The following is a 12,819-nucleotide window of genomic DNA, read 5'->3' as shown; positions in this document are numbered from 1 at the left end:
TCGGGGAATAGGGAATAGGGAATAGGGATCAGGGAATGGGGAATAGGGAGTTGGGAGCCCCAATCCCCAGTCCCTGGTTTTTAACTACCGCTGGAAGGGGTAGACGGAGCCCAGCTGCAGTATCTGGGTCAGCTCGTCCAGGGCCGAACGAGACTCCAGCAACAGCGCCGGATCACGCAGATCGTTCAGGCTCAGGCTGTCGCGGTAATGGCGGTCTACCCACTGATTCAGTCGGCCGAACAGCGCCTCGTTCATCAGGCAGGCGGGGTTGGTGGCCGCATGCTCGGCGGCGGTCATCGCCACCCGCAGTCGCAGACAGGCCGGGCCGCCGCCGTTACGCATGCTTTGCTTCACGTCCATGAAGTGGACTTCCCGAATGGGGGTGTTCAGGGTCAGCAGCTTGTCCAGATAGGCCTTGACGCTGGGGGTGTCGGCGCATTCCGACGGCGCGATAATCGCCATGTGGCCGGGGCGCAGCGTCACTATCTGGGTATTGAACAGGTAGCTTTTCACCGCGTCCAGTACCGGCACCTCGGCGGTGGGGACTTCGATGAAGTGCAGCTCGGTTTCGGGCAGCTTGCGGCGGATTTCGTCCAGGGCGGCATGGGTGTCGAGAAAGGCCTGCTGATGGTAAAACAGCACATTCTGGTTGCCGACCGCAATCACGTCGTTATGGAATACGCCCTGATCGATCACCTCCGGATTCTGGGCAATGAAAATGGCGGTGTCGTCATTCAGACCGTGCAGGCGGGCCACCGCACGAGAGGCTTCCAGGGTCTGGCGAGCCGGATAGCGGCGCGGCGCCGGCCGGCTTTGATCGAAGGCGCTGCGGCCATACACGAACAGCTCGACGCCGGCCTGGCCGTAGTCGGCACACAGGCGGGTGTGGTTGGCGGCGCCCTCGTCACCGAAATACTCGTTGGCAGGCAGGGCGGCGTGGTGGCAAAAATAACGATCGTCGGCAAAAACCCGGCCCAGAATTCGGCCGGTCACTTCGTGCTCGATGGAGCGATGAAACTTGTTGGTCAGGTTGGCCGGGGTAAAGTGAATACGGCCATCCAGCGTATCGGCGCCGGGTGAAACGGTGGCGGCGTTGGCGGTCCACATGCTGGATGCGGAACAACAGGCGGCCAGCAGCACCGGATCTTCGCGAAAGGCTTTTTCCAGCACCTGGGCGTCGCTGCCGGTAAAACCCAGTCGGCGCAGAGTTTGAATATCGGGGCGCTCCTGGGGGGCCAGTACCCCCTGTACCAGACCCAGATCGCTTAGCGCTTTCATTTTCTGCAGGCCCTGCTTGGCGGCCTGTTGGGGACTGGAGGCATCCTGCGCATTGCTTTGAGAGGCTACATTGCCGTAAGAAAGGCCGGCGTAGTTATGGGTAGGGCCAACCAGACCGTCGAAGTTAGCTTCAAACTGTACCATTATATTGTCCTTTTAAATGGTTAAAATAGCCGAGATAATTCTGAGTTGCGCCATTATATGTGGATTTTTCAAGGAGATGTAACCCGAATTTAACAACAGATTATGCCTTAATCATAACAATGCATAAAAAGCGGTCGAACAGGCAACTTAAGCAAAAAAGCGGTTGATTCCTGCAGGTATGAAGGTGTTAATAAGTAAATATAAATTCACTCAACTTTTTTTCGGCCCTGGCCTGGTAAGTTTGCTTTTTGCGGCTTTTTCACTTATACAGCCGTCATTACCTTGCCGCCGTACCCCTGAGTTGGGGGCCAGACCTTAAGGACCTATACGCGCTTTATGAGCAAATCCCTCGTTATCGTGGAATCGCCCGCCAAGGCAAAAACCATCAACAAATATCTGGGTAAAGACTTCATCGTCAAATCCAGTGTCGGTCATGTGCGGGATTTGCCCACCGCCGGCTCCTCTGCCGCCAAAAAAACCGGAGGTAAAAAAGCCGACACCAAGCAGCTCAGCCCCGAAGAAAAAGCCCGGCTCAAGCAGCAGAAAGAGCAAAAGGCGCTGATCGCCCGTATGGGCGTCGATCCCAATAACGGCTGGCAGGCGAATTATCAGGTACTGCCCGGCAAAGAGAAGGTGGTCACCGAATTGCAGGCGCTGGCCGAGAAAGCCGACACCATCTATCTCGCTACGGATTTGGACCGCGAAGGGGAGGCGATTGCCTGGCACCTTAAAGAGCTGATCGGCGGTGACGATGAGCGCTTCAAGCGGGTGGTCTTCAACGAAATCACCAAAACGGCCATTCAGGATGCGTTCAGCCGTCCGTCCGATCTTAACCAGAACCGGGTGAATGCCCAGCAGGCGCGCCGCTTTCTGGACCGGGTCGTGGGCTATATGGTCTCGCCCCTGCTGTGGAAAAAAGTGGCCCGTGGCCTGTCTGCCGGTCGAGTACAATCGGTAGCGGTACGTCTGCTGGTAGAAAAAGAACGTGAAATCAAGGCGTTCGTACCGGAAGAATACTGGGATATTCAGGCCGATCTGAGCAACAAGGAAAAGCTGGCGCTGTCGATGGCGGTGGCCAAGTATCAGGGCAAGGAATTCCGCCCGGTCAACGAAGCCCAGACCATGGCGGCGGTGGATGCGCTCAAGGCGAGTCGCTTCGAGGTGGTGTCGCGTGACGACAAGCCCACCCAGAGCAAGCCGCCGGCGCCCTTTATCACCTCAACCCTGCAGCAGGCGGCCAGTACCCGGCTGAGTTTTGGCGTAAAACGCACCATGATGCTGGCCCAGCGCCTGTATGAAGCGGGTTACATCACCTATATGCGAACCGACTCCACCAACCTGAGTCAGGAAGCGGTGGCCGGTGTACGTGAGTATATTCAGGAGCAGTACGGCCCGGGTTATCTGCCTGAAGATCCCAATGTATACAGCGCCAAGGCCAATGCCCAAGAAGCGCACGAGGCGATTCGTCCCTCCGATGTAGCCCTGTCCGCCGACAAGCTCGATGGCATGGAAGCGGATGCCAAGCGATTGTACGATCTTATCTGGCGCCAGTTTGTGGCCTGTCAGATGGTGCCGGCGCTGTACGACAGCAGCACCATTACCGTGCGCGCCGGTGACTACGATCTCAAGGCCCGCGGTCGCATTCTGCGCTTTGCCGGCTGGACCAAGGTACAGGCCGCCGCTCAGGGCCGCAAAGGCGAAGACACTGTCTTGCCGGCGGTGCAGGCGGGCGAGGTACTGACCCTCGAACAGCTCGATCCCAAGCAGCACTTTACCAAGCCACCGGCGCGTTTCACCGAAGCGGCGCTGGTGCGAGAGCTGGAAAAGCGCGGCATTGGCCGACCTTCCACCTATGCATCCATCATTTCCACCATTCAGGATCGAGGCTATGTGAAGGTCGAAAGCCGACGCTTCTATGCGGAAAAAATGGGTGAGATCGTGGCCGATCGGTTGCAGGAAAGCTTTGCCGAGCTGATGAACTACGACTTTACCGCCCAGATGGAAAGCAAGCTGGATGAAATTGCCGGCGGCAGTCTAAACTGGACTCAGGTGCTGGACGCCTTTTACGCTGAATTCAGCGAAGATCTGGGCAAGGCGGAGCAGCCGGCGGAAGAGGGCGGTATGCGTGCCAATGAAATGGTGCTGACCGACATCGACTGCCCCACCTGTGGCCGCAAGATGGGCATTCGAACCGCCAGTACCGGGGTGTTTCTGGGCTGCTCCGGCTATGCCCTGCCGCCCAAGGAGCGTTGCAAGCAGACCATTAACCTGATTCCGGGTGACGAGTTTGTGCTGGCCAACGACGAAGAGGCGGAGACCGATGCCCTGCGTGCCAAACACCGCTGTGGCAAGTGCGGCACCGCCATGGACGCCTATCTGATCGATGACAAGCGTAAACTGCACGTGTGCGGCCAGAACCCGGACTGTGACGGTTACGAGCTGGAAGAAGGTCAGTTCAAGCTGAAGGGCTATGAAGGGCCGGTGATCGACTGTGATCGTTGCGGTGCCGAGATGCAGCTTAAAACCGGCCGCTTCGGCAAGTACATGGCCTGCACCAACGAGGAATGCAAGAACACCCGCAAGATCCTCAAGAATGGCGAGGTGGCGCCGCCCAAGGAAGATCCGGTGCACCTGCCCGAGTTGCCCTGTACCCAGTCCGACGCCTATTTCGTACTGCGAGACGGTGCGGCGGGCATCTTCATGGCGGCCAGCAACTTTCCCAAATCGCGGGAAACCCGGGCGCCACTGGTGGAAGAGCTGGTGCAGTTCAAGGACAGACTGCCCCCCAAGTTCCTGTATCTGGCCGAGGCGCCGACGCAGGATCCGGAAGGTAACAAGGCGGTGGTGCGCTTCAGCCGTAAAAACAAGGAACAATATGTGATGACCGAGGTCAATAAGAAAGCGACCGGTTGGACGGCACACTATGTTGACGGTAAATGGCAGCAGAGCCAGAAAGGCAAGAAATAAGCGTTAAGCCATCACCGCGAACCGGGCCGGCAGACAAGGGCGGCCCTGATGGGGGCGGATTATTACCCTATAACGACAGAGTGAACCGTGATGAAACAGGGACGTTAAATTCAATGCAGGCATGCCTGCTAACGGGAGACTGAATATGGATATTCATGACATCAGACCGGGAATGATCTGTCACACCTCGGACGGTTCCGGTTATGTGCTGGAAGTCGACATCAACAATCAGCTGGTGCTGTTGCAGCGCGAAGACGAGACGATTCCCTTTCAGGTTCATGTCAGTGAGCTGCAGGAAGAAAGAAACTGAGTTTATTTCAAGACCATTAACTTACTGATCCATCAACATCAGAATAGCGGCCAGATCCGGCCGCCATCTGTATTGCGCCATCGACACCCTGTCCCCTTTCAGTAATATCCCCTCTGCCTGCAACCGTTGCCGTTGCTCATGCCAGCCATCACTGCCTTTGGGCAGACTGATGCGGCCGTTTGCGGCCAGCACCCGGTGCCAGGGCAACATAGCGGTATCTTCGATACGCAGAATACGCCCGACCAGCCGCGCTCTTCCCGGCAGGCCGGCCAGATCCGCCAGTTGCCCGTAACTGACCACCTGCCCCGGGGGTACCAGGGCAAGCAGGGTCAGTACCTTGTGGCTGTGAGCGGGACGGTTACTACTGCGAGGCACAGTCTCAGGAAAAGGTCCGGGTCAGATCGTTGAGTCCCTGAGAGCGGTCCAGTAGCTGTTTGCTGGCGTCTTCCACATGAGCGATTTTGTGCAAATTGGTCGAGGACGTTTCGGAAATTTGATGGACATTGTGGCTGATTTCTTCTGCCACCAGCTGTTGTTGTTCGGCGGAGGTGGAAATTTGTATGGTAATGCCGACGATGTTGTCAATTTCGGTGACGACTCGTGCCAGGCTGGCACTGCCGGTTGCGGCCGCATTCACGCATTCCTGACTGTGTTCCATGTTGGTGTCCATCATGGAGCGCCACCGGGCCAGGGTTTGCTGGATTTGATTGATGCTGGTCTGAATCTGTTCGGTCGCGCCGTGGGTACGGGTAGAGAGGGCGCGTACTTCTTCTGCCACTACCGCAAAACCGCGACCATGCTCGCCGGCGCGGGCGGCTTCGATAGCGGCATTCAGCGCCAGCAGGTTGGTCTGGTCGGCAATACCCTGAATTTCACTCATCAGGGTACCGATACGATCCGACTCCTGGGTCAGAGCAAAGGTCGCCTCGGCGGCTTGTTCCGCCTCCCGAGCCAGATCGATAATTTTCTGTTTGGTCTGCTCCAGTTGCCCCTGGGTCAGGTGGCACTGGTGCTGGGCTTCTTCTGCATTGGCGGCCGCCAGCTGGGTATTGCGGGTGATTTCATTGGCGGTGGCCGACATTTCATCGATGGCGGCGGCGATTTGATGGGTATCGCTGTCCTGCTGGCTCAGATCGGTGCGAGCGCCGGTCATGGCCTGCATCATGGAACTGGCCAGCCCTTTCAGCGAGTCGGTGGCGTCATCAACCCGCCCGAGTATGGTACGGGTACGGGCCTGCCACATTTTCAGATGGTAGTCGGCGATGGAGTGGGGCTCATCGCCGGAATAGACCAGTCGGGAAATACTGTCGTATTCGCGGCCCAGTCCCTGCAAGTAATGCTGGGTGCCAAACAGTGATTTGCGATAGCTTAGCGCAAGCCAGGCGACCGGCAGCAGGCTCCAGATCAGCTGGCTGCTACCGCCATAGGCAAAGGATCCGGCCAGCAGTGCCGCCAGGCCGCCGGCCGGTAACCAGGGCGTGATCCGTTTCAGTGAGAGGCGAACGCCGCCGTTATTCTGTTCCTGCTTCAGTAATTGACGATAGGCCTGCGCGGCCCGGTCACGGGTGCGATCGTCGAGCTGGGTACGCACCGACTGATAACCGATTATTTTTCCCTGCTGGTAGATAGGGGTGACATAGGCATCAACCCAGTAATAACGGCCGTCCTTACAACGGTTTTTTACCGCACCGCGCCAGGCCTGGCCAGCCTTGGCATGTTCCCACAAGTCCTGAAAGGCGGCCTTGGGCATGTCCGGGTGACGCACAATGTTGTGGTTTTTGCCAACAAGCTCTTCCGGCTGGTAGCCGGCGACACGACAGAATACCTCGTTGGCATAGGTAATGACGCCGCGCAGATCCGTGGTCGAAACCAGTTGTTCCTGGCTGCTGTAAGTGACTTCCTCGTCAATAACGTGCTGGTTGCTTGTGTTCATCGGTATCCGGTTTTTGTTATCGGGTGGCGGTGACTCGTGCCGTGGCTATCGGCTTTCCGGGCTCAAACTTGAGCCGAGTCTGTCAGAACTGCCAATATACGAGGGTTCGCGATAAAATTCATGCGCTACCTCTCTATTATCCAAGGTCTTTTGGCGGTCTACGGCATTTCAGTCCGCAGCCAGCGCCAGGCCTTCTCGTCGGGGATCGGCAGCGGCACTGAGATGATCCTTGTGCAACATGATGCCATGCAGGCCTGAATTGAGCTCGGTCAGTCGGGTGTCAAAGCCCAGTTGGACCATGGCCGCTTGCAGTGGCAGGTTTCGTCCCGTCGGCTCCATTTCCAATACGCCGCCACGATGCAGTACATGAGGTTGATGCAATGCTTCCTGCAGGGTCATGCCCCAGTCGAGCACATTGATCAGGCTGTGCAGCACATAACCGATGATACTGCTGCCACCGGGGGAGCCAATAACCAGCAGCGGCTGGTTCTGATGCAGTACTATGGTGGGCGCCATGGAGGAACGCGGGCGCTTGCCCGGCTGCAGTCGGTTGGCCACCGGTATGCCATTTCGGCTCGGACTGAAGGAAAAGTCGGTCAACTCGTTATTGAGTAAAAAACCCTGCACCATCAGGCGAGAGCCGAAGCCGTTTTCGATGGTGGAGGTCATCGACAGGGCATTACCCTTGGCATCGACAATGCTGATGTGGGTGGTAGAGGGGAACTCGGGAGAGCGGTCGGGCGCACGACGGCCGAGCGCAGGCACCGGAATGCCGGGGCTCACCTGTGGCAGGGCGACGGCGCCGCTGGTGACCAGTTTGGCCCGACCGGCCAGATAGTCAGGATCGAGCAGTTCGGCCACCGGCACCGAGACAAAGTCGCTGTCGGCGGCATAAAGGTTACGATCGGCAAAGGCCAGGCGCGAGGCATCGGCAATCCACCGCCAGCTGACGGGGGCATTGGGGCCTGTGGTGGTCAGATCGACATGAGACAGGATGCCGAGAATCTGCCCCAGGGCCAGGGCGCCGGAGCTGGGCGGCCCCATACCGCAAATTCGGTATTGACGATAAGGAGCACAGAGCGGCGCCCGCTCCTTGACCCGGTAATCGGCCAGATCGGTCAGGCTCAAATGGCCGGCGGGGCTGGCCTGACGTACCTTGTTGACCATGGCGGTGGCGAGCTGGCCCCGATAAAACGCCGAGGGACCTTCAATGCTGATCCGGCTTAGCGCCGCGGCCAGCAGAGAATTGGTTCTGGTGCTGCCGGCCTGTAGTGGCCGGCCCTTATCATCGAAGAAGTAATGACGACTTTCGGGGTCTCGCGACAGATAGTCCTGATCCTGTGCTATCAGTCGCGCCAGGCGTGGTGATACGGTAAAGCCGTTTAATGCCAGCTCGATGGCGGGTTTGAACAGCTCGCGCCAGGTCAGGGTGCCAAAGCGTTGGTGTGCCTGCCACATCAGCATGACGGTGCCGGGAGTACCGACCGATTGCCCGCCGACCACGGCGTCGAAGAAGGCCTGCGGCTGGCCTTCGTCATCGAGAAACAGATCCTCCGGCGCCGTCATGGGGGCGGTTTCCCGCCCGTCCAGTGTGGTCAACTTGGCCTGTTGCTGTTGCCAGTACACCAGAAAGGCACCGCCGCCGATACCTGAAGACTGAGGCTCGACCAGCGTCAGTACTGCCTGGGCCGCAATCATGGCATCGACCGCACTGCCGCCTTGTTGCAACATCTGTTGTGCCGCCCGGCTGGCATAGGGGTTGGCCGTCACCACCATGGCTTTTTGGGCGGTGACCAGCGGCTTGTTGTGCCAGCCGGTAGCGGCTTCCGGCGCCGGCGTATCGACCGGCGTGGGCATGGGCATAGTGGTGACAGTGTCGGCCCAGGCATGGGAAAGGGGAGCCAGCAGAATAACCGATAGTAACAACAGACGCATGGAATAGACTCCGTACAACAGGGTGTCTGCAAGCTTAGCCAGTTCTGATGGCGTGGCCAAGGGAGCAGTTTGTTAAAAAACACACAAGGTGCTGAAAATTAAAGCTAATAAACCAAGGGACATAAAAAAGTCTTGTATTGTTCAACCGCCTGCCTATAATGCGCAGCCATCGGACGGCAGCAACTGCCACTCGATACACCAGTAATTAAAGAAGTTTAAGCGGGAATAGCTCGGTTGGTAGAACACAACCTTGCTGAAGTTGAAAGAGGGTCGCTCGCGGCACCTTGCACAGCTTCACAGAAATACCGCAGTAAAAACCAGTAAAGATTAAGCGGGAATAGCTCAGCTGGTAGAGCACAACCTTGCCAAGGTTGGGGTCGCGAGTTCGAATCTCGTTTCCCGCTCCAAGTTCTGCACAGGCGCGTTAGCAAAGCGGTTATGCAGCGGATTGCAAATCCGTTCAGTCCGGTTCGACTCCGGAACGCGCCTCCATCATTCTGTTCTGCATTTCTCCCCAATTGTTATTTCTCGTCAAGCCACTGTGAATCTACCTTGATATACCAGTTGCCCTTCTCATCCTGAAAATTCTGCCTTCTGTCCTGATATTCGCTGCGGCGCCCACCGGTCAGCCAGCCCAGTTTTTGCTGCGGCTCAAAAGATGCGTCCGGATATTCGACTCCCCACTGTCCTCGTTCGCCCTGATCGGACAAAAACTGCTGGCAGGAGGGCGGATAATAGAGGCGTCCCTTCATGATCATCCGGGTGCATTGTGGCATCAGCTGCTGCTGCTGCAGGCGTTCACGGATCTGTGGATGTTGACTGAGTCTGAGCTGATGATTGAGCATGTACTCTACCTTGTGTCGTAACTTGTCGCGTGTATTTATGCCGCAGGCTTGCTCGTAGGCTTCATTTGGATTGCTTATCAGGTAGAATTTGACCGCCAGCTCCCAGTGTTCGATGCGCTGTGACTGTTGATCCCACACGATAAAATCGAAGGCGCCCAGGGTGGTGCCCTCGATCACCTGCTGCCAGTTGTGGGCCAGCAGTTGAAAGCGGGAATGGTCGAGCAGGAAAAAGTGCCAAAGTGCTTCGAAATACAGTCCCAGGCGGCGATGAGGGCGGCAATGGGCGTGCAGTATGCCCGGGGCGGCATCCAGTTCATATAGCCGCGGTTGGTACTCGATGAGCAATTGTCGATACCAGCCATGGTCGGGTGTCTGCGGCGAGCTTTGCAGCAGGTTGGGGCTGGCCAGCGCCCAGGCCAGATCCCGCACCACAGGATCGGACAGCCGCGTTAATAAAAGGCGCAGTGAATCGCTCATCTAAGGGAACCTTTTGTTTTGCTTTTTGTTTTACAATGGACCGAAATCACGCCATGGAGTCAGCATGAACAATCTGGAACTCGAACGGCTGCTGAACAGGCAGCTCAATGTAGCAGCCATCAAGGATTATTGTCCGAATGGCCTGCAAGTGGAAGGCAAAACCGAGGTGAAGCAGCTGATGACCGGCGTTACTGCCAGTCAGGCGCTGATAGATCATGCCGTCGAGGTGGGCGCAGATGCCCTGCTGGTACATCATGGTTACTTCTGGAAAGGAGAAGACGAGCGGGTGCGGGGTATCAAGCGCAAGCGACTCAAGGCCCTGCTGAGTCATGACATCAATCTTTATGCTTATCACCTGCCGCTGGACATCGCCCCCGAGCTTGGCAATAACGCCCAATTGGCCGCCTTGCTGGGGATTGGCATCGACGGGCCACTGGAGCCGGACAATGCGCTGTCGGTATCGATGCGGGGGACGCTTGATACCCCGCTCGGTGGCGCCGACTTGTGTGCTCGGCTGCAACAGCAACTGGGCCGTTCGGTGTTGCATGTGGGTGAGCAGGGGCCGGCGCTTATTCGCCGGGTGGGCTGGTGTACCGGCGGCGGTCAGGGTTATATCGATCTGGCGGCCGACCAGGGCATGGATGCCTTCATCACGGGTGAAGTGTCGGAGCAAACCGTGCATGTGGCGAGAGAGCGGGGTATACACTTTTTTGCGGCCGGGCATCATGCTACCGAACGCTATGGTATCAAGGCGCTGGGTGAATGGCTGGCACGCGAGCAGGGGCTAGAGGTCAGTTTCAAGGATCTCGACAATCCGGCTTAAGTCCATTTTGCCGGAATTGTAACAAGGCAGGCATAAAAAAAGACCAGGGTACATGAATACCCTGGTTTCGCAGCAGCCACACAGGCTTAAAACGGTTGTCGTTACTAACGCTGGCAATGAGAAACAATGAAGTGGCAGTCAATACAATAGCCACGAAATGAGTTACAAATGAGTCGCAAGCAGTGTTGATCTGATGTTAACATGAAGTTAATTCACTGCAAGTGTTTTTTGTAGACAATATTTTCGTAGAAAATTTTTCGCAGAGAAGATGAACCAGACGGTTAAGGGTGAGAGATAAAAGATGGTAGATGAGAGACTGAGTGTCTTGTTGGTAGAGGATACGGCATCGCTGGCGGCGCTGTATCAGGCCTATTTGCAGGATGAGCCACTGTCGCTGACGGTGGTCAGCAATGGTCAGCAGGCGCTGGAACATATTCGGCGACAACCACCAGATATTCTGTTGCTTGACTTGATCTTGCCCGACATGCCCGGCATGGAGATCCTGAAGTGGCTACACCGGGAGCAGCCGAATGTGACCACCATAGTGATGACGGCCCATGGCTCGGTGGACGTGGCGGTGGATGCCATGCGCCTGGGAGCGCATGATTTCATCAATAAGCCGGTGGAAGCCGAGCGCCTCAAGGTGACCCTGCATAACACCATGAAGTTCCGCCATCTCAACCAGTTGGTGGACCGCTATCGCCACGAAATCGAGCGAGAGCCCTTTCAGGGTTTCATCGGCGCCAGTCTGCCGATGCAGAAGGTGTTTCGCCTGATTGAAAATGCCGCGCCCAGTACCGCGACGGTGTTTGTTACCGGTGAAAGTGGTACCGGCAAGGAAGTCTGCGCCGAGGCGCTGCATCAGCTTAGTGGCCGCCGCGAAGGGCCCTTTATCGCCCTGAACTGTGCCGCCATTCCCAAGGATTTGATGGAAAGCGAGTTGTTCGGCCATATCAAGGGCGCTTTTACCGGCGCCCTGCAGGATCGGGACGGCGCCGTGATCCGAGCCGATGGCGGTACCCTGTTCATGGATGAAATCTGTGAAATGGATCTGGAGCTGCAGAGCAAGCTGCTGCGCTTTTTGCAGACCGGTCAAATACAACCGGTGGGCAGCTCTCAGCAGATAAAGGTTGATGTGCGCATCGTCTGTGCCACCAACCGGGATCCTCTGGTCGAGGTGGAGCAGGGGCGTTTTCGGGAAGATTTGTATTATCGTCTGCATGTGATCCCCATTCATCTGCCGCCGCTGCGGGAGCGGGGAGGTGATGTGATCAGCATCGCCAACGCCCTGGTGCGTCAGGCGTCGCGAGAAGAAAACAAGTCGTTCGTCGGCCTGTCCGAGGCCACCAAAGACCGACTGCAGGGCTATCATTGGCCGGGTAACGTGCGTCAACTGCAAAACGTGATTCGTAATGCGGTGGTGCTGCATCAGGGCGAGTGGATAGAGCAGGACATGCTGCCGGCGCCGCTGGATACCCCGCAGACGGCCAACTCAACGGCACAGCCGGTGACCGATGCCATGCCTGCGCCCATAGTGCCCTTGTCGGTGATCGAGCGCCAGGCGATAGAAAGGGCCATCAGCCATTGCCAGGGCAATGTTTCCCGGGCCGCCGCCCTGCTGGAAGTCAGCCCTTCCACCATTTATCGTAAACTGCAGAGTTGGGATAGTAACTGATGGCTGACTGGCAACGTCTGCAGGCACGGCTTCCCTTGCTTGATCAACATCAGTTGCAACGGATGGAACAAGAGCTGGGAGCCGAGGTGCTGACTCGGTTGCTGCGGCTCTTTGTCGAAGATAGCAGACAGCAGGGGGAGGCCCTGCAAGGGGCCTTTGCCGAGCGGGATCAAGCCTTGATGGCCCGCTGCTGCCATAGCCTGAAATCGGCCTGTGGCAGTTACGGTGCCCTGCGCTGTCAGTACCTGAGCGAAAAGCTGGAGCAATCCTGTCATGAGCAGGATGAGGAACAGGTGGAAAGCCGGATGCGGGCATGGCAGCAAGCGCTGGCAGAAACCCTGCAGCAACTTGAAACCCGGCTGCACGCCGAATAACAGGCAAAAAAAATGGCCAACCCAAAGGGTTGGCCGAACTTCAGCTAGAGCTGAAGAG

The 12,819-nt window shown here is 57.3% G+C and carries 10 protein-coding genes and 2 tRNA genes; 7 read left to right on the top strand and 5 right to left on the bottom strand.

Annotated features, from left to right (window positions below; genetic code table 11):
• Positions 1 to 84: 84 nt before the first annotated feature.
• Positions 85 to 1,422, bottom strand: coding sequence for an N-succinylarginine dihydrolase (gene astB / locus ABD827_RS05920; protein WP_344963241.1), 1,338 nt, complete (start codon positions 1,420 to 1,422; stop codon positions 85 to 87).
• 336 nt (positions 1,423 to 1,758) lie between these two features.
• Here astB and topA point away from each other — a divergent pair, with 336 nt between their 5' ends.
• The gene (gene topA, locus ABD827_RS05915) at positions 1,759 to 4,389 is read left to right on the top strand and encodes a type I DNA topoisomerase (RefSeq protein WP_344963239.1); all 2,631 of its coding nucleotides are present in this window, start codon (positions 1,759 to 1,761) and stop codon (positions 4,387 to 4,389) included.
• A gap of 145 nt (positions 4,390 to 4,534) precedes the next feature.
• Positions 4,535 to 4,699 (top strand): hypothetical protein, encoded by a 165-nt coding sequence (locus ABD827_RS05910; RefSeq protein ID WP_204794860.1) that lies wholly within the window; start codon positions 4,535 to 4,537, stop codon positions 4,697 to 4,699.
• 21 nt (positions 4,700 to 4,720) lie between these two features.
• Here the strand turns inward: ABD827_RS05910 and ABD827_RS05905 are convergent, their stop codons facing one another.
• From ABD827_RS05905 to ggt, 3 genes are all read right to left on the bottom strand, one after another.
• Positions 4,721 to 5,074, bottom strand: a complete 354-nt coding sequence (locus tag ABD827_RS05905; protein WP_344963237.1) for an MGMT family protein — start codon at positions 5,072 to 5,074, stop codon at positions 4,721 to 4,723.
• Positions 5,075 to 5,078: 4 nt separating this feature from the next.
• Entirely contained in the window at positions 5,079 to 6,632 is a 1,554-nt protein-coding gene (locus ABD827_RS05900; RefSeq protein WP_344963234.1) for a methyl-accepting chemotaxis protein, read from the bottom strand.
• 168 nt (positions 6,633 to 6,800) lie between these two features.
• Complete coding sequence (ggt, locus tag ABD827_RS05895) at positions 6,801 to 8,567, bottom strand: gamma-glutamyltransferase (RefSeq protein ID WP_344963232.1); 1,767 nt, start codon at positions 8,565 to 8,567, stop codon at positions 6,801 to 6,803.
• A 331-nt stretch (positions 8,568 to 8,898) separates the two neighbouring features.
• Here ggt and ABD827_RS05890 point away from each other — a divergent pair.
• Together ABD827_RS05890 and ABD827_RS05885 are read left to right on the top strand one after the other, a co-directional pair.
• Positions 8,899 to 8,974: transfer RNA gene (locus tag ABD827_RS05890), tRNA-Gly, on the top strand.
• A gap of 11 nt (positions 8,975 to 8,985) precedes the next feature.
• Positions 8,986 to 9,059, top strand: a tRNA-Cys gene (locus ABD827_RS05885).
• 29 nt (positions 9,060 to 9,088) lie between these two features.
• Here the strand turns inward: ABD827_RS05885 and ABD827_RS05880 are convergent.
• The gene (locus ABD827_RS05880) at positions 9,089 to 9,889 is read right to left on the bottom strand and encodes a DUF1853 family protein (RefSeq protein ID WP_344963230.1); all 801 of its coding nucleotides are present in this window, start codon (positions 9,887 to 9,889) and stop codon (positions 9,089 to 9,091) included.
• Between the two features lie 64 nt (positions 9,890 to 9,953).
• Between ABD827_RS05880 and ABD827_RS05875 the strand changes: the two genes are divergently transcribed.
• From ABD827_RS05875 to ABD827_RS05865, 3 genes are all read left to right on the top strand, one after another.
• Positions 9,954 to 10,712 carry a Nif3-like dinuclear metal center hexameric protein gene (locus tag ABD827_RS05875; RefSeq protein ID WP_344963228.1) on the top strand — a complete coding sequence of 253 codons (759 nt, stop codon included), beginning with the start codon at positions 9,954 to 9,956 and terminating at the stop codon, positions 10,710 to 10,712.
• Positions 10,713 to 11,013: 301 nt separating this feature from the next.
• The gene (locus ABD827_RS05870) at positions 11,014 to 12,387 is read left to right on the top strand and encodes a sigma-54-dependent transcriptional regulator (RefSeq protein ID WP_344963226.1); all 1,374 of its coding nucleotides are present in this window, start codon (positions 11,014 to 11,016) and stop codon (positions 12,385 to 12,387) included.
• The gene (locus tag ABD827_RS05865) at positions 12,387 to 12,761 is read left to right on the top strand and encodes an Hpt domain-containing protein (RefSeq protein ID WP_344963224.1); all 375 of its coding nucleotides are present in this window, start codon (positions 12,387 to 12,389) and stop codon (positions 12,759 to 12,761) included. Before ABD827_RS05870 ends, ABD827_RS05865 begins: the two co-directional genes overlap by 1 nt.
• The last annotated feature ends 58 nt before the right edge of the window (positions 12,762 to 12,819 follow it).

The organism is Oceanisphaera sediminis (assembly GCF_039539745.1).
In the GTDB taxonomy this organism is placed as follows: domain Bacteria; phylum Pseudomonadota; class Gammaproteobacteria; order Enterobacterales; family Aeromonadaceae; genus Oceanimonas; species Oceanimonas sediminis.
Note: the sequence above shows the minus strand (reverse complement) of the source record. Positions and strands in the feature narration are given on the sequence as shown.